The following is a 21,507-nucleotide window of genomic DNA, read 5'->3' as shown; positions in this document are numbered from 1 at the left end:
AAATTGGGGTGCAATCCGTTTATTTGGCGGTTGTATTGAGATGTTTTAATTAAATAAATAATTTCATATTAATGTCTCAGGTTGATCGATTGGACACGTTTAGCCATCGTCTGCGCAGCGCAAGAATGCTTCAGGGATGGACTCAAAAGGACTTGGCGGTCGCAAGCAACCTCTCTCAGAGCGCTATCGGCAACTACGAAAGCGGACAGCGCCAGCAACCCTCCAGCGATGCCCTCATCAAATTGACCCGCGCGTTGCGGGTCAGTCCGATGTGGCTCAGCACCGGAGAAGGTCCGATGCTGAACTCCGGCTACACGGACCCGGCCGCAACGGCCGAAGGGGGCGTCTCCCCGCCGCCCGCCTGGCCGTTCGAATCCGTGTCGTACGCCACCTATTCACGGTTGAGCTCGCAAGAAAAGCGGCAGATAGAACTGGTGCTGGCTGCTTATATCAAGGCACGCGGTGAATAGTCCCGATGGGCTGCGCCGCGCTTTGCGGCCGCCGACGGGGATCCAGAACTGGAACGGGTATCGGCGCGCCCGCTTGCGGCTTGCTGCGCAGGCGGCTGCGCAAGCGCTCCACGGGGTCAGCGACCAGGCCGTTCAAAAGCGCTGAAAATCCGATGCTGCCCGCTATCACCAGTGCCGCGAACAGCATGGGCTGATGCGTTTGGATGTCGTTAAGCAGCCAACCGAACACCAGGATCACCAGCGAATGACAGATATAGATCGGGTAGCTGAGTTCGCCGATCGCCTTGTCCAGCCGATGCCGCGATTGGAACAGGAACGCCAGCGGCATCAGCGCGGCGAACAGCAGCACGGCCAGCCCGTCGCGCACCGTGGGGTTGATGCTGATCGAGAAGTGCAGCAGCGTGTAGGCGAACAGCACGCCGGTTCCGATTTCCGGCAGGCGGCTCACGCGGCGGGTCCATGCCTTGAACAGCGGCAGCAGCACCTGGTGCGATAGCGAGCCGATCAGGAACAGCGCCAGCTCGGTCGGAAAGAAGCGGTAGGTCCAGGGGTCGCCCAGCCCGATACCGGTGGCGATCAGCACCCCGCGCAGGGCCAGCGACGCAGCCAGCAAGGCCAGCAGCCGGCGCGGCGAACCCAGCACGAAAGGCGCCACCAGGTAGAAGCTCATCTCGACGCCCAGCGTCCAGGCTTGCGGCACCAGCAGCCCCTGATACAGCGGCACCTCGCTATTGGCGAAGCTGCCCGTGAAGGCCAAAGCCGAATCCTTGATGCCGAAGAACATGAGCCAGTCCTGCCCGAAGATGAACAGGTTGGACAGCATCAGGAACAGGTCGGCGGAGAATGGCAGGGCGTCATAGATGCGGAAGAAGGCGCCGCCGCTCAGCACGTGGGCCGCGAGCGTCAGTGCCGCCACGGCCAGGTAGATGGGGAACAGTCGCAGGAAGCGATTCGCATAGAACTTGCCCGTCGCACCCTGGTAATTGTCGGTGGCGGTCATCACATACGAAATCAGGAAACCCGAGATCACGTAAAACAGTTGCACCGCCAAACGGCCGCCGACGAGGTTGTCGGTATAACTGCCGCCCAGATGATCCAGCACCACTGATAGCGCCAGTAAGGTTCTTAAGAAGCCCATCGCCGCATCTCCCCGGTAGTCTTGTTGTTTGTGCAGCCCCCTCGGGCTGGACACCTGCGTTTCTTGGTGCGTCTGTCGTTGCTTGGTGCGTCTGTAAGCGGCTTCCTTTCCTGTGTGCCAGGGTTGCCGGACGCCTGGTCTGGAATGATTCTGCGCGCCGGCTGCAGCCGCCGCCATGCGGCATTCGATGCAGTTGCCTGCGTCATCGGTGTGAGGCGGCCGACGCGGCTTGGTGCTTTTGGATACCGCTGTAGGGGTGAGATACAAGGACGGCACGGGCCTGGCCCGGTTACAGTCGGGTGATCGAAACCTTCAGGAGACCTACCCATGCTTTCCCATCTGTCTTCGCGTTGCCGGCTGCTCTGCCTGAGCCTGCTGGCCGTGGCATTGGCGGGTTGCGCGGTGTCCACCGGAGGCGCGCGCCCGCAAGGCGCCGCCGCGGCCAATGCCGCCACCAGCGCGGACTCGCTGGCCCAAACCAGTTGGGAACTGGTCCGCTGGGCGCAGGCCGGCGGCGGCTTGCGCGACATTCCCCATGGCGACAACGGCGAACCGGTGCGGCTCACGTTCCTGGCCCAAGGCAAGCAGTACCGTGTCAACGGGTTTGCCGGCTGCAACCGCTATATGGGTTCCTACAAGCTGGAAGGCGGCAAGCTGTTCATCGACGCCCCGGCCACCACCCGCATGGCCTGCGTGCCGCCCGAACGCGCCAAGCTTGAAGCCGACTATCTGCGCGGCCTGACAACCATCGATACCTTCACGCTGGACAGCGGCGGCGCCCCACGTCACATGACGTTCAACCTGCGCGGCGGCGACGTGCTGGAATTCGAGCGCCGCCAGGATCCTCCCACGCCGTAAGCTCGGCGCCCCAAGGCGGCGGCCCCGGCGATAATGTGGCGTTGTCCGCGCCCGGCGTCTTGCCGGGGCGCGGCTTACCTTGCCCTTGCTGATTCCGGGAGACCGTTCATGTCCTTTACCGCTTCCCTGCGCTGGCTGGCGCCGTGCGTATTGTCCGTTGGCCTGGCCGCCTGCGCCGCGCCGCCGTATCGCGCGGCAGACGGGCAGGACCCGCGCTTTCAACCGGCTTCGGCCTCGGATGTGCTGGTGCAGACCAATTGGGATCTGGCCCGCTGGACCCTGCCGGGTGGCGGCTTGCGGACCATCCCGCATCCCTCATCGAGTTCCCGGCCGCTGACGGCCAGCTTCGTCCATGTGCAGGGCACCCCGAGCATGTCGGGCTTTGCGGGCTGCAACCAGTACAACGCGCCCTATACGGTGGCCAACGGCCAGCTCATTGTGCGGGCGAACCCGGTGGCCACCATGATGGCCTGCGCCCCGCAGACGATGAAGCTGGAACAGGACTTTCTGGCGGGGATGACGCGCATCACCTCCATGTCGCTGGACAACACCAATAACCCGCAACGCATGACCTGGGTATTGAGCTCCGGCGACACGCTGGACTTCGGCCGCCGTTGAGCCGGATCAAGCCGCCACCGTCTGGAACCTGCCGGGCCGCGGGCGGCTTGACCCGCCCAGCGATTATGATTACGGGCTTCGCCGTCCGCTTTCCATCGCTTTGCCATGACTTCCGTCGTCAATATTGCCGCTTATAAATTCGTTTCGCTGGATTCCTTGCCCGACCTGCGCGCCCACCTGCTCACGGTGGCTGGCGACTGCGCGCTCAAGGGCACCATCCTGCTGGCCGAAGAGGGCATCAACCTGTTTTTGGCCGGCTCGGCCGAGGGCATCAATGCCTTCCTGCAAGCGCTGCGCGGCGACCCCCGTTTTGCCGATCTGGAAGTCAAGTTCAGCCACAGCGACGCCGTGCCGTTTCGCAAGCTGCTGGTGAAGATCAAGCGCGAAATCATCCGTATGGACCACCCCACCATCCGCCCCGAAGCGGGCCGTGCTCAGGGCGTGGACGCCCAGACGCTGGCACGCTGGCTTGCCCAGGGCGCCGACGACGCCGGCCGGCCCGTGGTGATGCTCGACACGCGCAATGCCTTCGAAGTGGACGAAGGCACGTTCCACAACGCCATCGACTGGCGCATCGAACGCTTCACGCAATTTCCCGCCGCCGTCCAGGCGCACCGCGCCGAACTCGAAGGCAAGACCGTCGTCAGCTTCTGCACGGGCGGCATCCGCTGCGAAAAAGCCGCCATCTACATGAACGAGGCAGGCATCCAGAACGTGTACCAATTAGACGGCGGCATCCTCAAGTACTTCGAGGAAACGGGCGGTCCGGGCTATGACGGCAAATGCTTTGTCTTCGACGAGCGTCATTCGCTGGATCCGGGGTTGGCGCCTAGTCAACGCTGAATACCATCAGACGATAAAAAACCCGCCGATTGGCGGGTTGTTGCTGGGCTAGCGCATCCCGATCAGCGCACGCGCATGCCGGGTTTGGCGCCGGGGAAGGGTTCCAGCACGTAGATGCCGGTATCCACCGCTTCGTCGGCGTGGCTGGCGGCAAGCACCATGCCTTCGGATACGCCGAACTTCATCTTGCGCGGGGCCAGGTTGGCCACCATGACGGTCAGCTTGCCGATCAGGTCTTCGGGCTTATAGGCCGACTTGATGCCCGAAAACACGTTGCGATGGCGGCCTTCGCCCACGTCCAGCGTCAGGCGCAGCAGCTTGGTCGAGCCTTCGACGTGTTCGCAGTTGACGATCTGCGCAATGCGCAGGTCGACGCGAGCGAAATCGTCGATGGAAATGGTCTCGGCAACCGGTTCGCCGCCGGGCACCACCACGGGGGCGGCGGGCGGTTCGAACAGGTCTTCCAGCATTTGCGGCTCAACGCGCTGCATCAGATGCTTGAACGGCGCCACGCGCTGCGGCAGCACGGCGGCGTCGGCCCAGGTGAACGGGGCTTGTGCGCCAAAAAGTTCAAGCGCCACGCGCTCGGCCAGCGACGGCAGTACCGGGGCCAGCATCACGGACAAGGCCTTGAAGCCCGCCAGCGAACGCGAGCAGATGTCTTGCAGCGCGATCTTTTGCGCGTCGTCAGCGGTGGCCAGGCCCTTGGCCAGCACCCACGGCTGGGCCGTGTCGAACGCTTGATTGATGCGGTCGGCGTAGGCCATGATTTCGCGGATGGCGCGGTTGTATTCGCGGGCTTCAAACGCGGCGCGGATGGATTCGGCCTGTTCGGCGTATTCCGCCGACAGCGCGGCGGTGTCGCCGGAATAGCCCAGCACGCCGTCAAAGTGCTTGGTGATGAAGCTGGCGGCGCGGCTGGCGATGTTGACGTATTTGCCGACCAGGTCGCTGTTGACGCGGGCGATGAAATCTTCCGGGTTGAAGTCCACGTCTTCGACGCGGGCATTCAACTTGGCGGCGATGTAATAGCGCATCCACTCGGCGTTCATGCCCAGTTCCAGATAGCGCAGCGGCGAAATACCGGTGCCGCGGCTCTTGGACATTTTTTCACCGCTGACGGTGATGAAGCCGTGCACGTTCACCTGGTCCGGCGTCTTGCGGCCGGCGAATTTCAGCATCGCGGGCCAGAACAGCGCGTGGAAGTAGACGATGTCCTTGCCGATGAAGTGGACTTGTTCGGTGGTGCCATTGGGGTCGAGCAGGGCGTCGAAATCCAGCCCCTTGACCGCGCAATACGATTTCAACGACGCCAGGTAGCCCACGGGCGCGTCCAGCCACACGTAGAAGTACTTGCCCGGCGCGTCCGGGATGTCGATGCCGAAGTAGGGCGCATCGCGCGAGATGTCCCAGTCGCCCAGCTTGGCCTCGCCGTCTTCGGCGCCCAGCCATTCGCGGGTCTTGGCCAGCATTTCTGGTTGCAGGTGTTTGCCGCCGTTGGCGTTGGAACCGGTGGTCCATTGCTGCAGGAATTCCACACAGCGCGGGTCTGACAACTTGAAGAAAAAGTGGTCGGACGACTTCAGCACGGGTGTGGCGCCGGTCAGGGCCGAATACGGGTTGATGAGCTCGGTGGGCGCATACACGGCGCCGCAAACCTCGCAGGAATCGCCGTATTGGTCTTTGGCGTGGCACTTGGGGCATTCGCCCTTGATGTAGCGGTCGGCCAGGAACATGCCCTTGACCGGATCGTAGAACTGCTCGATGGAGCGGGTTTCGATCAGGTCCTGGGCACGCAGCGCGCGGTAGATGTCGTGCGACAGCGCGACGTTCTCGGCGGAATCCGTGGAATGCCAGTGGTCGAAACGGATATGGAAACCGTTCAGGTACTGCGGGCGTTCGGCGGCGTAGCGGGCCACCAGCGCCTGAGGCGAAATGCCCTCTTTTTCGGCCTTCAGCATGATCGGCGCGCCGTGCGCGTCGTCCGCACCCACGAAATGCACCGTGTGGCCCGCCATTCGCATCGAACGGACCCAGATATCGGCCTGGATGTATTCCATGATGTGGCCGATGTGGAAGGAGCCGTTGGCGTAGGGCAGCGCTGTGGTGACAAAAAGGGTGCGAGACATGGTTGTCGACAGAGGTTGAAGGAAAAAGGGGTTTGGCGGGCCATTTTAGGGCAATGGCGAAGTCTTGCCCGCCACGCCGGCCGATAACGACACAACCCGCCGATCGCAAGCCTGCGATTCGGGCGGGTTGAAGGGGAAGCGGCCAAGGCGTGGCGCCGAAGCTTGTAGCGCGCGGCTAACAGGCCCCGAGAGCGTACCGTGCAACGGCAAGCTTGCGCCGCGTGTGGCGCAAGCCGTGATGCAGCGCCGCCGTTAGCGGATTTCGCGTGCTTCGACGTCGATCACATCGCCACGCGGTTGCGTGGCGAAAGGGGCGGTGGCGGACTGGAATGGACCCGGTCGGGCGCCTTGGCGTTGGCTCCAATAGGCGCGGACGCCGAAAGGTTTGCCACGCACCTTGGCGACCACGTACAGGATCGCCACGGCAAGCGCCGTGGAGAGCATGAAGACCAGCGCCATCGCCATACCGATCAAGGCCAGGGCGGCGAATAGGACGGCACGGAAGAAGCGGATAAGTGTGTTGGTCATGAAGGTCGGATGCAAAACGCAGCGAAAGGTTCCCGCGTATCCGCTATCCTTTAGGGGATGGCGGCCCGCAGAAGCCGCGCTGCCTACGGAACCATAGTGACATGAGTATAACGATAGAAAACATCCGCGCCGCCCTGCGCGCCGCGCGTGACCCCAACACCGGTTTGGACCTCGGCGTTTCTGTAAAAGATCGTGACATCCAACTGACGGGCGCCCGCCCCGCCGTGACGCTTGAACTGGGCTACCCCGCCGATGGCGTGCGCGACGACGTCGCCGCCCTTGCCGCCGCCGCCCTGGCGGCCGCTGGCGTGCCCGACGCGCAAATCACCATTACGTGGAAGGTTGCCGCGCACGCGGTGCAGAAGGGCCTGAAGCCGCTGCCCAATGTGCGCAACATCATTGCCGTGGCCTCCGGCAAGGGCGGCGTGGGCAAAAGCACCACAGCCGTCAATCTGGCCCTGGCGCTGGCGGCCGAGGGCGCCAAGGTAGGCGTGCTGGACGCCGACATCTACGGCCCCAGCGTGCCGACCATGCTGGGCATTTCCGGCCGCCCTGAAAGCCTGGACAACAAAAGCATGGAACCGCTGACGGGCCATGGCTTGCAGGCCAATTCCATCGGTTTCCTGATCGACGCCGATTCGCCCGCCATCTGGCGCGGCCCCATGGTGACGCAGGCGCTGGAACAATTGCTGCGCCAGACCAACTGGCGCGACCTGGATTACCTGATCGTCGACATGCCGCCGGGCACGGGCGACGTCGCGCTGACGCTGGCGCAGAAGGTGCCGGTGGTGGGCGCGGTGATCGTCACCACGCCGCAGGACGTGGCGCTGCTGGACGCCCGCAAGGGCCTGCGCATGTTCCAGAAGGTGGAAGTGCCGATTCTGGGCGTGGTCGAAAATATGGCCATTCACATCTGCTCGCAGTGCGGCCACGCCGAACATATCTTTGGCGAGGGCGGCGGCCAGCGCATGGCCGAGCAATACCAGACGCCCTGGCTGGGCAGCCTGCCCTTGACGCTGGCCATCCGCGAACAGACGGACGCCGGCAAACCCACCGTGGTGTCGGACGCGGGCAGCGAAGCCGCCGCGCTCTATCGCGGCATTGCGCGCAAGCTCGCGGCCGGCGTCGCGGCGCTCCCGCGCGATATGGCCGGAAAATTCCCGTCCATCGTCGTCCAGCAGCCGACGTGACGCATGCGGTGGGCAGCACGCGCCTTTCTGGCAGGACTTTGCGTGGTAACGGGCGAGGCCTTGGCCAAGCGCCCGGAAATCATCGTGGACCCAGGGGGCGTGCCCCCGGCCGCGCTGACGGCGATTACCGAGGCGGTTGACGCGATTGCCCGCCTGGCCGAAGACCAGGACGGCGGAGAAATCAACCGGCTGCGCCGGCGCGCGCGCGACGCCACGCTGGCCGCGCTGGCCACGCAGGGGTACTTTTCACCCAAGGTGACGCTGGAGGCCGGTACCGACATCGGTGGGGAAACCTGGGACATCGGCATCGTGGCGGGCAAGCGCACGACCGTCTCGTCCGTGGACCTGACATTCACGGGCCGCATCACGCGGCCTGAATATGCCCAGCGCGTGCAGAAATTGCGCGACGACTGGCAGCTCAAGGCCGGTCAGCCATTCATCAACAGCGATTGGAACCGCGCCAAGTCGACCTTGCTGGACGACGTGTCGACGCGTGATTTCATGCTGGCGCGCATGACGGCTTCGCAAGCCGACATCATGGCCGACACGGCCACGGCCGACTTGCACGTCACCATCGACAGCGGACCCCAGGTCCGCATGGGCGAGCTGAATACCGAAGGTTTGAAGCGCGTGCCCAACAAGCTGGTCGAGCGCTACGTGCGCTATTCCGTGGGCGCGGCCTACGACCAGAACCGGCTGGACACCTGGCAGCAGGACCTGCAATCCACCGCCTTCTTTCGCGGCGCGTTCGTGTCGCTGGAGACCCCGGGCAGCACCCAGTCGCAGGCGACCGACGTGAAAGTCGATCGTGCCCGCGCACCGGGCTCCACCGAGCTGGCCGCGGAAACGCCGGCGGGCGACCCGTCCGTATCCGGCGCCGTCCCGCCTCCGCCGCCCACCTTTGATTCCGACGGCGAAGTGACCCTGCCGGTGCAGGTGCGCGTGGTCGAAGCGCCGCCCAAGCGCTTCACGGGCTCGATCGGCTTGGATGACGAAGCGGGCGTGCGTGTGGAATCGCTGTACCGGCAGAACGTGGTGTTCGGCCAACCCGTCACCCTGGAAACCGGTTTCGGCGTGGATCGGCTGCGCCAACGCGCCTACGCCGACTTCCTGCTGCCGCCGACCGAGCGCGGCTACAAGGATTCAATCGGCGTCCTGGCCGACCATTCCGACATCCAGGGCCTGGAAGTGACGCGCTACGCCCTGGGCGCCACGCGCCTGCAAGAGCGCAAGGGCGCGGGTGACAGCCGCGTGGAATACGAAACCCGTTGGGGTTTATTGCTGGCGCAAGATCACGTAAAAATCGATGGCGGCGACGAATACACCTTGCCCACGCTGACCGCCACGGCCGAATGGCTGCGCCGCGACGTGGACAACAAGTACAACCCGCGCGAAGGCAATCTAATCGCCGTGGGCGGCGGCGTGGGCGTTACGCTGGATACCGGCGAACCCTATACCCGCGCCAGGCTGCGCGCGCAGAAGTGGTGGCCCATCGGCAAGCTGGACGTGCTGACCGTGCGCGGCGAGGTCGGGCGGGTGTGGTCCAGCAGCAAGGTGCAGGTGCCTGACGACTTTGGCTTTCGCACGGGTGGCGCGCGGTCCATACGCGGCTACAAGTACCAGAGCATCGGCGTGCAGCGCGACAACGCGGTGGTGGGCGCGCCCACGCTGGTTGTCGGCAGCATCGAATACGACCACTATTTCGACGAGCGCTGGGGCATGGGTGTGTTTTTGGATGCCGGTGATGCCGCGGAATCGTTCGGCGATATGTCGCTGGCCCTGGGCTACGGCGTGGGCGCGCGGGTGCGCACGCCCGCCGGCCCGCTGTCCCTGGACGTGGCTTACGGCCAGCGCGAGCGCGACCTGCGTCTGCACTTTTCGTTGGGGATCGCGTTTTGAGGATGTTGCGCAAGTTCCTGCGCCAGGTGCTGGTGTGGTGGTTGCCCGGCTTGGCGATGCTGCTGTTGTTGGCAGCCGGCTTTCTGTTCTGGCTGGTGGGGTCGCAGAACGGAACGCGGCTGCTGTTGACGACGGCCGCGCAACAACTGGACGGCCAGGCGCTGGACGTACAGGGTTCGCTGCTGCGCGGCGTGACCGTGGGCAAGCTGGACCTGGATGTTGGCGGCGGTACGCGCATCGACGTCAGCGCGCTGCATCTGCAGGTGAATTGGCGCGCGCTGGGCGACCGGCGGCTGCATGTGCGCGACGTATCGGCCGGGTCGGTGCGCGTGGCGCTGACGACCCAGGCCGACGCGCCTGCCCCCGAGGATGACGGCGAACCGTTTACGCTGCCGTCGCTGCCCGTGGATATCGCGGTGGACCGCGTGGCCTTGGGCGACTTCCACCTGGAGCAGGATGGCCAGCCCTTGCCGGTCACGTTGGGCGACCTGAGCGCCACGTTCGCGGCCGGCAAGCAGGGCGCGCAGTTGCGCATTGCGTCATTGCGCGTTGGCCACGAGATGGGCCAGGCGCAGGTGTCCGGCGAGGCCGAACTCCAAGGCATGGCGGACCCCTGGCCCTTCGCCGCGCGCCTGGACGTGACCGCGCGCGGATCCGGCCCCGACTCTCCTTTGTGCCAAGCGGACAGATTAAGCGGCGTGATGGCCGCAAGCCAGACGGCGGTCGGCAAGCAGGCCGATGCCAAGTCGCCAGCTAATTTGCCATCCAAGCCGTCGCCCGCTTCGTCACCCAAGTCGGCACCCAAGTCGGCACCCAATTCGCAATCCAAGCCCGAGTCCGAAACCAGGCACTCGGTCCAGCCGCAACCCAAGGGCGACGCCAAGGCTGCCGCGGCGTCCGCCGGTTCCACCCAAGCGGCAGGCGCCGCATCCAACCAGTTGGCAGGCCCGCCGCCGCCCGCCTGCCAGGTGGTGTTGCGCGCGGATGCCGCGGGGTCTATGGATGGTATCCAGGCCAAGCTGGACGGTGACGGTTCCGGCCTGCTGCTGAATGTGGTGGCTGACCTGGCGCCGCGCACGGCGTTGGTATTGCGCAGCGCGCGGGTCAACGTCCAGCTACCCGACAAATCGGCGCTGGCCGCGCAGTTGGACCTGCAATCCAACCCGGCGCAGGGGGCGGGCCGCGAACGCATCGCGGGCACCATCAGCGCGCAGCGCCTGGATCTGGCGCCCTGGCTGGGCGAGTCCATTCCACCGGCTGTGCTGACGGTGCGCGGCGACGTGCAGGCCGACATCGAAAACCTGAGCCAGTTGCGCCACGCCGCCGTTGACCTGCGCTTTGAAGAAGGCACCCGCTGGAACAAGCAGCCCCTGACGGGCAGCGTCAAGGCGCAAGTGGATATAGTTGCGGCGGCCGGTGCCGCGGTAGCCGACGCTGCGGCAGCCGACGCTGCGGCAGCCGGTGCTGCGGCAGCCGGTGCTGCGGCAGCCGGTGCTGCGGCGGGCGATCCCGCGGCGGGCGATCCCGCAACGGCCGGTGCAGCAGCAACCGCGCCGTCCCCGGCAGCAGCCTCACCCGCCAACACTCCCTCGGCTCCCAGCACCAACCCGCTGGCCGGACTGCGCATTCACGGCCTGGATGTGGATCTGAAACTGGGCCGCAACCGCATTCAGGCATCGGGCGAGATGGATGCCAATGACGGCGCCCTGACCCTGGATGCGCAAGCGCCCCAGTTGGACGCTTTCTGGCCCGGTATCCCCGGCGGCGCGGAACTCAAGGGCAATGTCGCCGGCACCGTGTCCGCCCATCGTGGCGAACTGAGCGCTGGCTATACCCCCGCCAACGCGCGTGCGGGCGTGCTGGGCCAAGCCCCCGCCAAGGCCAATATTGTCTTCACCGGCGGCTGGGGCAAGGGCCCGGCAGGCCAGCCCGACTCGGCGCTGCTGGGCTGGCGCGGCACGTTTTCCAGGCTGACGGCCGATACCGCCGGTTTCACCGTGGCGGCGGACCGGCCGGTGTCCCTGGCCTATCTGCCCTCGGCCGTCTACCCGCAATGGCAATGGCAGGTCGGGCAGACCGTGCTAAGCGTGACCCTGCCGGGCAAGGAACGCCTGACCTTGGCGCACCAGGGCTCGCGCGGGGGCGGCAAGCGCTGGGAAACCGCCGGCCAGGCCGACAATCTGGTCATTACCGCCGCCATGGCCCGCCAGGTGATCGGCGCCATCGATCCCGACGCCGCCAGCAAGCTGGGCAAGGGTCCGGCGCGCGTGAACGCCATGGTGCCCGAGGGCCAGCGCCGCATTGCGCTGGACTTGCTCTGGGACCTTAAATTCGACGGCCGGCTGGCCGGCAAGGCACGCATCGCCCGCCGCGAAGGTGATCTGCTGATTCCCGGGGACCCGCCCATTCCGCTCGGGTTGAAGGCATTGGTGCTGGACCTGACTGCCACGCCCACGTCCCCCAACGCCAGCCGCCTGGACGCCAAGATCGACCTGGCCACCAACAAGATGGGCACCGTCAGCGGCACGGGCACGGCGGTGCTGCGCATGGACGCCAACGGCGGCATGGCCCTGGACGAGCGCCAACCCCTGCGCGCCAAGCTCGACGCCGACATTGCCGACCTGGCCTGGGTCAGCCTCTTTGTGGGCGACACGATGGAAGTGGGCGGCGCGGTCAAGGCCAATGTCGACGTCCAAGGCACGTTGGCCGGGAAATGGGCGGCCACCGGCACCATCCGGGGCGACAAGCTGCGCGTGGTGCGCATCGACGACGGCGTGCGCCTGGTGGACGGCACGCTGTCGGCCCGGCTGGATGGCCAGCGGCTGGTGCTGGACAGCCTGCGCTTTCCGGCGGCGCTGCGCGTGATGCCGGCCGAATGGCGCACCAAGGAATGGATCACGACCAACCCCGGGGCCAAGGGCGGATACGCCGAGGCGAGCGGGCAGTGGAACATCATGGATGGCGGCGGCAACATCAAGCTGACGCTGTACCGCTTCCCGGCGCTGCAACGCTCGGACCGCTACGCCATGGTCTCCGGCACCATCAACCTGACGGCGGCCATGCCGCGCATCGATATCGTGGGCGACCTGAAAGCCGACGCCGGCTGGTTCAGCCTGGAAATTCTGCAGGGCGTGCCGTCGCTGGACGACGACGTGAGAGTCATCCGCGCCGGCGAGGACAGCGCCACGGTATCCACGCCGCTGCAAACCAGCATGAACCTGAAGTTCGACATGGGGCCGCGCTTCTACATCACCGGCATGGGGTTGGACGCCGGCCTGCTGGGCTCTATCCGGATCCTGCTGAACGACGGCCGCTTGACGGGCGTGGGCGCCTTGCGCACGCGGGGTGGCGGCATCGAGGCCTATGGCCAGAAGCTGCGGCTGACCCGTGGCACGCTGACGTTCCAAGGTCGGCTGGACAACCCGATACTGGATATCGAGGCGTTGCGCACGGGCGAACAGGTGGAAGCCGGTGTCAAGGTGGTGGGCACCGCCCAGCGTCCGCGCATCGACCTGGTGTCCTACCCCGATGTCAGCGACGTGGAAAAGCTGTCGTGGCTGCTGCTGGGCCGGGGGCCCGACGAAAGCGGCAGTGACGCGGCGCTGCTGGTATCGGTGGGGACCGCGCTGCTGGGGGGCGGGCAGCCGTTCTACAAGCAGTTCGGGCTGGACGACGTCAGCGTGCGCACCGGCAATATCGGCAGTTCGGGCAGCATCCTGCCCGACCGCACCGTGGCGGGCAACGTAAACCGGGACAGCAACAGCCAGTTGGCCACCCAGTTCCTGGTGGCCAGCAAATCGTTCGCCAACGGCATTACGCTGAGCGTCGAGCAGGGGCTGGCGGGTAGCGATACCGTGGGCCGGGCCAGTTACCGGCTGGCGCGCGGGCTGTCGGTGGACCTGAAGGGCGGATCAGTGAACGGTATTGCCCTGGTCTACCGGACGTTCTGGGGGAACTGAGTAAAATGGCCCCCACTTCATCCCCTTTAGCACCATTGCCACCATGAGCATCAAAAGCGACCGCTGGATCCGCCGCCAGGCCGACGCCGGCATGATCGAACCCTTTGAACCGGGCCAGGTCCGCACGGCCAATGGCGGGCGCATCGTCAGCTACGGCACCAGCAGCTACGGCTACGACGTGCGTTGCGCCGACGAATTCAAGATCTTCACGAACATCAATTCCACCATCGTCGACCCCAAGAACTTCGACGAAGGCTCGTTCGTGGACTTCAAGGGTGATGTCTGCATCATCCCGCCGAACTCCTTCGCCCTGGCCCGCACGGTGGAATACTTCCGCATTCCACGCAGCGTGCTGACCATCTGCCTGGGCAAGAGCACCTACGCGCGCTGCGGCATCATCGTCAACGTGACGCCGCTGGAACCCGAATGGGAAGGCCACGTCACGCTGGAATTCTCGAACACCACGCCGCTGCCCGCCAAGATCTACGCCGGCGAAGGCTGCGCGCAGATGCTGTTCCTGGAAAGCGACGAAGTCTGCGAGACCTCGTACAAGGATCGTGGCGGCAAGTACCAGGGCCAGCGCGGCGTGACGTTGCCGCGCACCTGATGGTTCAGCGCGCGCACGCCGCGCGCTGGCCCTTGCGCGGTTGCTGATGTACCGCTCACGCAGTTACTGACGCCGATACTCGCGCAGGTACGCAATATCCCATTCGGTCTCGCCGGTCTGCACGAAGCCGTGCCGGCGATAAAACCGGTTGGCGTCGCTGTCGCGTAGCGCGCCCACGCTGACTGGCAGCCCTTGGCGGTCGGCGTCTTCCAGAATGCCTTGCAGGACGCGGCCGCCCAGGCCCTGGCCCTGCGCGGCGGGCACCACATACAGGTGGTCCAGCCGCAGGCCCTGGCCATCTGGCCGCAGCGCATAGAACCCCACCCGTTGTCCGCCCCGCTCAATCCACCAAGTGCAATCCGGGCGGAAATTGTCGCGTAGTCGCGCGCGCGCCAGGTCTGCGTCAAAGCGGCCCACCCGTTCCAGGCTGTCGCGCATGGCCGCGACGCGAATGTCCGCCAGTGCGTCGAAATCAGCGGCCGCAACGGGCGCGATTCGCAGGCTGCTGTCATCCACCAGCTCGTCATAGCCCTGGCCCAGGAATTGCAGAATGCAGATGCCATGGCCGTAGGGATCGCTCAGGTGCGCGATGCGGCCCCAGGCGTGGGTGGTGGCGGCGTCTTCCAGGTGCGCGCCGGCCGCCACGGCCTGATCGACCGCGCGGTCCACGTCGGCCACCACCACGTCCAGATGCACCGGCGTCCAGTGGCGCGCGTAGTCGCGCCATTGCGGCGAGGCGCTGGTCGCGCGCGTGCCAGCGGCTTTCTCAAGCAGGTAGATGGGGGCGTTGGCGCCGTGCATTTCCGCCGCCTTCGGCCCCAGTCGTCGATGCAGCGTCAGCCCGAATGCGCGCTGATAGAAGTCAACGGCGTGATCCAGATCGGGCACATCAATATTGACGAGGAGCTGCATGAAGGCGTTCCTGTGTGAAAAGGAAGAAAACCATATCACGCGCAAGGTGCGTCGGCGCGCGTCGCGGGTGTTGCGGCAAAAGCGCTAAAGAACCTTCGCCCGCGACCGTAAAAAGAATATGTGTGTTTGCCGATTTGGCGACGTCATCTCTGCAAGCTGAGCAAGGCCCCGACCCCTGTGCGTTACCCCCATATTCCCTGGCTGCCCCTGTTGTTTTATCCCGCGCTGCCAGTCGCCGCCGCGGTCGCCCTCATGTTGTGGCGGGAATGGCCGCCGGCGCTCACATTGATCGTGCCGTTCGTGCCCTGGGTGATGGCGTTGATTGGCACGGCGATCTGCCTGATGTACCAGCGTTCGCAAACGCTGGCGCTGATGCTGTGTGTGTTGGCCGCCACCGTGCTGTGGCCAACGCTGGCGCGCGAGGCGCCCTGGGCGCTGGGGCCCGCGCTAGCCTGGTGGGCGGTGACTTACACCATCAACGCGCTGTGGGCGGAACGTTCCAACATGCTGCTGGACCTGGCCTTGCGTCTTGGCCTGATTGCCATCGGCGTGGCGGGCATTGCGCTGATCGGCAAGGACGGCATGGTGGACGTGTTCGGCACCCTGGCCGTGCAAGGCAAGCTGGCGCGCCTGGGCGTGCCCATTGAAGCCCTGGTTGCCCTGTTGGGCACCGGGCTGACACTGACCTTGCTGCTGCTGCGCTATGGCCGTCCGCAGCAGGCGGGGCAATGGCTGGGTTTTGTGTGCATGGCGTGGGCCTTGCCGCGCGGCGCGCACCACCCGATTGAACTGGCCCTGATGTCGGCCGCGGCGCTTACCGCGCTGTGCATCTCGCTGGCGCACGAGGGCTTCCACATGGCGTTTCGCGACGAGCTGACCGGCTTGCCCGGGCGGCGCGCGTTGAACGAACGCTTGCAACGCATGGGCCGCGTGTACACGCTGGCGATGGCCGACGTGGACCATTTCAAGGCGTTCAACGATACCCACGGGCATGACGTCGGCGACCAGGTGCTGCGCATGGTGGCCTCCCAATTGCGGCGGGTGCCGGGCGGCGGCCAGGCGTATCGCTACGGCGGCGAAGAATTCACGCTGGTGTTTCCCGGCAAGACGGCGGCCGAAAGCATGCCGCATCTGGAAGCCGTCAGAAGGGCCATCGAGGCGTATCAGATGCGCTTGCGCGATAAGCCGGCGCGGCCCAAGGCGGACCAGATCGGCCAACGCCGGCGCGGCGCGCGCGCCGGGCGCAATGCGCGACCGATGCGTGTCACCGTCAGCATCGGCGTGGCCGAGCGGGGCGACGCCTTGCGCGCGCCCGAAGCCGTGATCAAGGCGGCCGACCAGGCGCTGTACAAAGCCAAGGACGGCGGGCGCAATCAGGTGTGCGCCCATGGCGCGCGGCGGCGCGGTTCGGCGGCTTGAATCGGCGTGACCCGGGCTGGCGGGGGCTGCAAGGTCGGACAAGACCTTGAACGACCTTCGCCCGCGCGAACTACTTGCCGTCGAGCGGCAGCGCCATCAGGGTCTCGTCATAAAGCTGGCCGTTCACGCACAGCGATTCGCGCTCCGTGCCGTATTCCTCGAACCCCAGGCTGGCGTACAGCGTGGCCGCCGCCGCGTTGTTGGCGGTGACGCTCAACTGCACCTGGCGAATGCCGCGCATGGTGCGCGCGTGCGCAATGGCGGCTTGCATCAGCAAGCGGCCCAAGCCATGGCCGCGCTGCGCAGGCGCCACGTACATGCTCCAGATGTGCGCCTTGTGGCGCATCTTCAGCTTGCGCTGACGGCCCACGCCGACGATGCCCACCAGCGACTCGTCGTCAAAGACGCCGAACATCGCGCCATCGTTCTGTGGCGCGATCCACGCCTGGATATCTTCCAGTGTCAGCGTGTGTTCCTCTTCGTAACTCGATCCGAACGATTCGGGGGTTTCAACCAGCGCATCCAGGCGCAGGCGTCGTAAAGACGGGGCATCCGGGGTGGTCAGGCGTCTGACTAGCGGTGGGGGCATGGGCGTCAAGTGTTGGGAATAGGTAACGTTGGCGGGCTTTGCGGGGCAGTATAGGCAAAGCCGCCGCCTATAATCGAGCCATTGCCGCTTGCGGTTTTCACAAAGGAGCCAACGATGTTCGGTTTCCTCAAGATAAACCAGGACGCCAATCTCGACGAAGTGCAGGGTGCATTTGTCGAGCGGGTGGCGGACGCCGCGCAACACTTTGTCCAAGTCGCCGAATCCACCGGCGCCGTGCTGGACTATTCCCTGTCCAGCGTCCATGCGCTGGATGACGCACTAGAGGCCGCCCACTTGGGCAGCCTGCCCCTGACCCCCATGCAGACCGTCGGCGCCGCCGCCTACCTTTACGAGGTGGGTCGCCGCGCGCACGGCGGCTTGTATGAAGTCTGCGACGATGACGACCCGGTCGTACTGGTGTGCGGCGAACCCGGGGCCGAAGTCTGCTTTGGCGCCATTGCCAAGGTCGAACGCCGCATCCGGGATGGGGCCGTCGAGTCCATTCCCGCCTACTTCGAGCAGTTCACCTCGGCCCTGCGGGCCGGTGAAGCCCGCACCATCCGGTAGGCTTTTCCCTCTGGCAGCCGTTGCCGCCGTGCCGAAAGCCAGCGCTTTTGGCGCGATGACAACGGCCGTTCGGCCCATCTGGGGATTTCCCGTAGGACTGAAAGAAAAACAGCCCTACAATTCGGCCATTCCCGCCTGTCGGCGGGGGCTCGCGCCGTCTGTCATCAGCCGGATTTTTACTAGCAGTACACTCGCGCCGCGTTACGCGTCCGAACCCGCCATGCCCCCAGGAGCGCCTGCATGAAATTTCGCTTCCCCATTTTCATCATCGACGAGGACTACCGTTCCGAGAACGCGTCCGGTTTGGGTATTCGTGCCTTATCTGAAGCGATCGAGGCCGAGGGCGTCGAGGTGATCGGGGTAACCAGTTATGGCGACCTGAGTTCGTTTGCGCAACAGCAAAGCCGCGCCAGCGCCTTCATCCTGTCTATCGACGATGAAGAGTTCGACGTGGACTCGCCCGAGGACGTGGCCAGCGCGATCAAGAACCTGCGCATGTTCATCGGCGAACTGCGTTTCCGCAACGCCGACATCCCCATCTACCTGTATGGCGAGACGCGCACGTCGGAACACATTCCGAACGACATCCTGCGCGAGCTGCACGGCTTCATCCACATGTTCGAGGACACCCCCGAATTCGTGGCGCGCCACATCATCCGCGAAGCGCGCAGCTACGTGGATTCGCTGCCCCCGCCGTTCTTCCGCGAGCTGGTCAAGTACGCGCAAGACGGTTCGTATTCCTGGCACTGCCCGGGCCATTCGGGCGGCGTCGCCTTCCTGAAGAGCCCCGTGGGCCGCATGTTCCACCAGTTTTTCGGTGAAAACATGCTGCGCGCCGACGTCTGCAACGCCGTGGACGAACTGGGCCAATTGCTGGACCACACCGGCCCCGTGGCCGAGTCCGAGCTGAACGCCGCGCGCATCTTCCATGCCGACCACTGCTTCTTCGTGACCAACGGCACGTCCACGTCCAACAAGGTCGTGTGGCACGCCAACGTGGCCGCGGGCGACGTGGTGGTGGTGGACCGCAACTGCCACAAGTCGATCCTGCACGCCATCACGATGACGGGCGCGATCCCGGTGTTCCTGCGCCCCACGCGCAACCACCTGGGCATCATCGGCCCGATCCCGCTGGAAGAATTCCACCCGGACAACATCCGCAAGAAGATCGAAGCCAACCCCTTCGCGCGCGAAGCGGTGAACAAGAATCCGCGCATCCTGACGCTGACGCAAAGCACGTACGACGGCGTCATCTACAACGTGGAAATGATCAAGGAACAGCTCGGCAGCTATGTCGATACGCTGCACTTTGACGAAGCCTGGCTGCCGCACGCGTCCTTCCACGAGTTCTACCAGGACATGCACGCCATCGGCCAGGACCGCCCCCGCAGCCAGGACGCGATGGTCTTCGCCACGCACTCCACGCACAAGCTGCTGGCCGGTATTTCGCAGGCCTCGCAGATCATCGTGCAGGAATCCGAGACCCGCAAACTGGACCGCAACGTCTTCAACGAGGCGTACCTGATGCACACGTCGACCTCGCCGCAGTACGCAATCATTGCGTCGTGCGACGTGGCCGCCGCCATGATGGAACCGCCCGGAGGCACCGCGCTGGTCGAGGAAAGCATCCGCGAAGCGCTGGACTTCCGCCGCGCCATGCGCAAGGTGGAATCGGAATTCGGCAAGAACGACTGGTGGTTCAAGGTCTGGGGCCCGAACCGCCTGGTGTCCGAAGGCATCGGCAACCGAGACGAATGGATCCTGGAAGCCAATGACCACTGGCACGGCTTCGGCGAAATGGCCGAAGGCTTCAACATGCTGGACCCGATCAAGGCCACGGTCATCACGCCGGGGCTGGACATGTCGGGCAGCTTTGGCGAAACCGGCATCCCGGCCGCGCTGGTGTCCAAGTACCTGACCGAGCACGGCGTGGTGGTTGAAAAGACCGGCCTGTATTCGTTCTTCATCCTGTTCACCATCGGCATCACCAAGGGCCGCTGGAACACGCTGTTGACCGCCTTGCAGCAGTTCAAGGACGACTACGACCGCAACCAGCCGCTGTGGCGCATCCTGCCGGACTTCTGCCGCGTGCATCGCCGCTACGAACGCATGGGCCTGCGCGATCTGTGCCAGGAAATCCACGAAGCCTACCGCGCGCGCGACGTCGCCCGCCTGACCACCGAGATGTACCTGAGCGACATGGTGCCGGCATTGAAGCCGTCGGACGCCTTTGCGCGCATGGCGCACCGCGAGGTCGAGCGTGTCGACATCGACAAGCTGGAAGGCCGCGTCACGGGCGTGCTGTTGACGCCGTATCCCCCGGGCATTCCGCTGTTGATTCCGGGCGAACGCTTCAACCGCACCATCGTGCAATACCTGCAATTCGCGCGTGAATTCAACGAGCGCTTCCCCGGCTTCGAAACCTATATTCACGGCCTGGCCGACGAACTGGGTCCGGATGGCGAAAAGCGCTACTACGTTGATTGCCTGATCGAAGAATAAGACCCGGCGGGTCTGGAGTCCTGATGTTTGATGTAGCCGTACTCGGCGCCGGCGCCGCTGGCATGATGTGTGCAGCGGTGGCCGGGCAACGCGGCTTGCGCGTGGTGCTGGTCGACCACGCCGAGCGCCTGGCCGAGAAAATCCGCATTTCGGGCGGCGGCCGCTGCAACTTCACCAACATCGGGACCGGACCCGCCAACTTTCTGTCCGACAACCCGCATTTCTGCCGCTCGGCACTGTCGGCCTACACGCCGCAGGATTTTCTGGCGCTGATGAAGCGCCACCACATCGCCTGGCACGAGAAGCATCGTGGCCAGCTGTTCTGCAACGATTCCAGCGAATCCATCATCGACATGCTGCGCGCCGAGTGCGACGCGGGCAATGTGCAGTGGCGCATGGGGTGTTCCGTGGCCGAGATCAGCCATGGTGAGCAGGGTTTCGAGTTGCGCACCAGCCAGGGCGTGATCCGCGCGGCCAAGCTGGTGGTGGCCACGGGCGGCATGGCGATCCCGCAATTGGGTGCCACCGATTTCGGCTTGAAGATTGCGCGCCAATTCGGCTTGAAGGTGGTCGAGCCCCGGCCCGCGCTGGTGCCGCTGACCTTTGACCCCGCACAATGGCAGGCGCTGTCCGAACTGTCGGGCGTGGCGCTGGAAGTGGGCCTGCACACGGGGCAGGGCAAGACGCGCGGTGAATTCCTGGAAGACCTGCTGTTCACCCATCGTGGCCTGTCCGGGCCAGGCATCTTGCAGATTTCCAGCTACTGGAAGCCGGGCGAACCCATCGTCATCGACCTGGCGCCGGGCCGCGACCTGGCTGAAGAGCTGCTCGCGTCCAAGTCGGGCAACCGGCAGCAATTGCATACCGTACTGGCCGGGTTATGGCCCAAGCGGCTGGCCGATCGGTGGCTGCATCTGGCGGAGCAGGGCGGCAAGCCCGGTCTTGCCGCGATGCGCCTGGCCGACGCGCCGGACAAAACGCTGCGCGCCTTGGCGCAAGACATCCACCAATGGACACTGGTGCCCAGCGGCACCGCCGGCTACAAAAAGGCCGAAGTGATGCGCGGTGGTGTCGATACGCGCGGCCTGGATCAAAAATCCATGCAGGCCAAAACCATGCCCGGCCTGTATTTCATTGGCGAAGCCGTCGATGTCACCGGCTGGCTGGGTGGCTACAACTTCCAATGGGCCTGGGCCTCGGGAGTAGCCTGCGGCAAGGCGCTGTAATAGGCATTGTCTTCAGCGCTGTGATGAGGCAGTGATGGCGCGGGTGATGGCCC

17 protein-coding genes are annotated in these 21,507 nt (G+C 65.2%); 12 read left to right on the top strand and 5 right to left on the bottom strand.

Annotated elements, in window-relative coordinates; translation table 11 throughout:
* The first annotated feature begins 110 nt into the window (after positions 1-110).
* Positions 111-470, top strand: coding sequence for a helix-turn-helix domain-containing protein (locus P8T11_RS15700; RefSeq protein WP_268082344.1), 360 nt, complete (start codon positions 111-113; stop codon positions 468-470).
* On the opposite strand, the gene P8T11_RS15695 is transcribed toward P8T11_RS15700, so the two are convergent.
* Complete coding sequence (locus P8T11_RS15695; protein WP_268081087.1) at positions 451-1,608, bottom strand: acyltransferase family protein; 1,158 nt, start codon at positions 1,606-1,608, stop codon at positions 451-453. The genes P8T11_RS15700 and P8T11_RS15695 overlap by 20 nt on opposite strands.
* Positions 1,609-1,935: 327 nt before the next feature.
* On the opposite strand from P8T11_RS15695, the gene P8T11_RS15690 reads away from it, so the two are divergent.
* The 3 genes from P8T11_RS15690 to P8T11_RS15680 all read left to right on the top strand — a co-directional run bounded on the left by P8T11_RS15690 (position 1,936) and on the right by P8T11_RS15680 (position 3,927).
* On the top strand, positions 1,936-2,466 hold the full coding sequence (locus tag P8T11_RS15690) for an META domain-containing protein (protein ID WP_268081088.1): 531 nt from the start codon (positions 1,936-1,938) through the stop codon (positions 2,464-2,466).
* A gap of 108 nt (positions 2,467-2,574) precedes the next feature.
* Positions 2,575-3,084: an META domain-containing protein gene (locus tag P8T11_RS15685; protein ID WP_268081089.1), complete on the top strand. Its 510-nt coding sequence runs from the start codon at positions 2,575-2,577 to the stop codon at positions 3,082-3,084.
* A 105-nt stretch (positions 3,085-3,189) separates the two neighbouring features.
* Positions 3,190-3,927, top strand: coding sequence for a sulfurtransferase (locus tag P8T11_RS15680; RefSeq protein WP_268081090.1), 738 nt, complete (start codon positions 3,190-3,192; stop codon positions 3,925-3,927).
* A 62-nt stretch (positions 3,928-3,989) separates the two neighbouring features.
* Here the strand turns inward: P8T11_RS15680 and metG are convergent, their stop codons facing one another.
* Both metG and P8T11_RS15670 read right to left on the bottom strand, forming a co-directional pair.
* A complete protein-coding gene (gene metG, locus P8T11_RS15675; protein ID WP_268081091.1) occupies positions 3,990-6,056 on the bottom strand; it encodes a methionine--tRNA ligase in 2,067 nt (688 codons plus the stop codon).
* A 252-nt stretch (positions 6,057-6,308) separates the two neighbouring features.
* Complete coding sequence (locus P8T11_RS15670) at positions 6,309-6,584, bottom strand: hypothetical protein (protein WP_050448114.1); 276 nt, start codon at positions 6,582-6,584, stop codon at positions 6,309-6,311.
* A gap of 101 nt (positions 6,585-6,685) precedes the next feature.
* On the opposite strand from P8T11_RS15670, the gene apbC reads away from it, so the two are divergent.
* Genes apbC through dcd form a run of 4 tightly spaced genes read left to right on the top strand, consistent with a single transcriptional unit; the run spans position 6,686 to position 14,239 of the window.
* Entirely contained in the window at positions 6,686-7,774 is a 1,089-nt protein-coding gene (gene apbC, locus P8T11_RS15665) for an iron-sulfur cluster carrier protein ApbC (protein WP_268081092.1), read from the top strand.
* Positions 7,775-7,777: 3 nt separating this feature from the next.
* Complete coding sequence (locus P8T11_RS15660) at positions 7,778-9,673, top strand: autotransporter assembly complex protein TamA (protein ID WP_268081093.1); 1,896 nt, start codon at positions 7,778-7,780, stop codon at positions 9,671-9,673.
* 2 nt (positions 9,674-9,675) lie between these two features.
* Positions 9,676-13,632, top strand: coding sequence for a translocation/assembly module TamB domain-containing protein (locus tag P8T11_RS15655; protein ID WP_268081094.1), 3,957 nt, complete (start codon positions 9,676-9,678; stop codon positions 13,630-13,632).
* 43 nt (positions 13,633-13,675) lie between these two features.
* Complete coding sequence (gene dcd, locus P8T11_RS15650) at positions 13,676-14,239, top strand: dCTP deaminase (protein ID WP_050448101.1); 564 nt, start codon at positions 13,676-13,678, stop codon at positions 14,237-14,239.
* A 63-nt stretch (positions 14,240-14,302) separates the two neighbouring features.
* Here the strand turns inward: dcd and P8T11_RS15645 are convergent, their stop codons facing one another.
* Positions 14,303-15,151 (bottom strand): GNAT family N-acetyltransferase, encoded by an 849-nt coding sequence (locus P8T11_RS15645; RefSeq protein WP_268081095.1) that lies wholly within the window; start codon positions 15,149-15,151, stop codon positions 14,303-14,305.
* Positions 15,152-15,328: 177 nt separating this feature from the next.
* On the opposite strand from P8T11_RS15645, the gene P8T11_RS15640 reads away from it, so the two are divergent.
* Positions 15,329-16,570 carry a GGDEF domain-containing protein gene (locus P8T11_RS15640; protein WP_268081096.1) on the top strand — a complete coding sequence of 414 codons (1,242 nt, stop codon included), beginning with the start codon at positions 15,329-15,331 and terminating at the stop codon, positions 16,568-16,570.
* A 70-nt stretch (positions 16,571-16,640) separates the two neighbouring features.
* Here P8T11_RS15640 and P8T11_RS15635 read toward each other — a convergent pair whose 3' ends face one another.
* Positions 16,641-17,159 carry a GNAT family N-acetyltransferase gene (locus P8T11_RS15635; RefSeq protein ID WP_268081097.1) on the bottom strand — a complete coding sequence of 173 codons (519 nt, stop codon included), beginning with the start codon at positions 17,157-17,159 and terminating at the stop codon, positions 16,641-16,643.
* A gap of 114 nt (positions 17,160-17,273) precedes the next feature.
* On the opposite strand from P8T11_RS15635, the gene P8T11_RS15630 reads away from it, so the two are divergent.
* The 3 genes from P8T11_RS15630 to P8T11_RS15620 all read left to right on the top strand — a co-directional run bounded on the left by P8T11_RS15630 (position 17,274) and on the right by P8T11_RS15620 (position 21,454).
* A complete protein-coding gene (locus P8T11_RS15630) occupies positions 17,274-17,726 on the top strand; it encodes a hypothetical protein (RefSeq protein WP_268081098.1) in 453 nt (150 codons plus the stop codon).
* A 240-nt stretch (positions 17,727-17,966) separates the two neighbouring features.
* Positions 17,967-20,228 carry an arginine/lysine/ornithine decarboxylase gene (locus tag P8T11_RS15625; protein ID WP_046805107.1) on the top strand — a complete coding sequence of 754 codons (2,262 nt, stop codon included), beginning with the start codon at positions 17,967-17,969 and terminating at the stop codon, positions 20,226-20,228.
* A 23-nt stretch (positions 20,229-20,251) separates the two neighbouring features.
* Complete coding sequence (locus P8T11_RS15620; RefSeq protein WP_268081099.1) at positions 20,252-21,454, top strand: NAD(P)/FAD-dependent oxidoreductase; 1,203 nt, start codon at positions 20,252-20,254, stop codon at positions 21,452-21,454.
* The last annotated feature ends 53 nt before the right edge of the window (positions 21,455-21,507 follow it).

The organism is Achromobacter spanius (assembly GCF_029637605.1).
In the GTDB taxonomy this organism is placed as follows: Bacteria; Pseudomonadota; Gammaproteobacteria; order Burkholderiales; family Burkholderiaceae_B; genus Achromobacter; species Achromobacter spanius_E.
The sequence above is the reverse complement of the archived record's forward strand: the minus strand, read 5'-3'. Positions and strand labels throughout refer to the sequence as shown.

Bases quoted from the DNA above. Each gene is read 5' to 3' on its own strand.
- P8T11_RS15695 (WP_268081087.1), bottom strand. From the start codon at position 1,608: ATGGGCTTCTTAAGAACCTTACTGGCGCTATCAGTGGTGCTGGATCAT.
- P8T11_RS15690 (WP_268081088.1), top strand. From the start codon at position 1,936: ATGCTTTCCCATCTGTCTTCGCGTTGCCGGCTGCTCTGCCTGAGCCTG.
- P8T11_RS15685 (WP_268081089.1), top strand. From the start codon at position 2,575: ATGTCCTTTACCGCTTCCCTGCGCTGGCTGGCGCCGTGCGTATTGTCC.
- P8T11_RS15680 (WP_268081090.1), top strand. From the start codon at position 3,190: ATGACTTCCGTCGTCAATATTGCCGCTTATAAATTCGTTTCGCTGGAT.
- metG (WP_268081091.1), bottom strand. From the start codon at position 6,056: ATGTCTCGCACCCTTTTTGTCACCACAGCGCTGCCCTACGCCAACGGC.
- P8T11_RS15670 (WP_050448114.1), bottom strand. From the start codon at position 6,584: ATGACCAACACACTTATCCGCTTCTTCCGTGCCGTCCTATTCGCCGCC.
- apbC (WP_268081092.1), top strand. From the start codon at position 6,686: ATGAGTATAACGATAGAAAACATCCGCGCCGCCCTGCGCGCCGCGCGT.
- P8T11_RS15660 (WP_268081093.1), top strand. From the start codon at position 7,778: ATGCGGTGGGCAGCACGCGCCTTTCTGGCAGGACTTTGCGTGGTAACG.
- P8T11_RS15655 (WP_268081094.1), top strand. From the start codon at position 9,676: ATGTTGCGCAAGTTCCTGCGCCAGGTGCTGGTGTGGTGGTTGCCCGGC.
- dcd (WP_050448101.1), top strand. From the start codon at position 13,676: ATGAGCATCAAAAGCGACCGCTGGATCCGCCGCCAGGCCGACGCCGGC.
- P8T11_RS15645 (WP_268081095.1), bottom strand. From the start codon at position 15,151: ATGCAGCTCCTCGTCAATATTGATGTGCCCGATCTGGATCACGCCGTT.
- P8T11_RS15635 (WP_268081097.1), bottom strand. From the start codon at position 17,159: ATGCCCCCACCGCTAGTCAGACGCCTGACCACCCCGGATGCCCCGTCT.
- P8T11_RS15630 (WP_268081098.1), top strand. From the start codon at position 17,274: ATGTTCGGTTTCCTCAAGATAAACCAGGACGCCAATCTCGACGAAGTG.
- P8T11_RS15625 (WP_046805107.1), top strand. From the start codon at position 17,967: ATGAAATTTCGCTTCCCCATTTTCATCATCGACGAGGACTACCGTTCC.
- P8T11_RS15620 (WP_268081099.1), top strand. From the start codon at position 20,252: ATGTTTGATGTAGCCGTACTCGGCGCCGGCGCCGCTGGCATGATGTGT.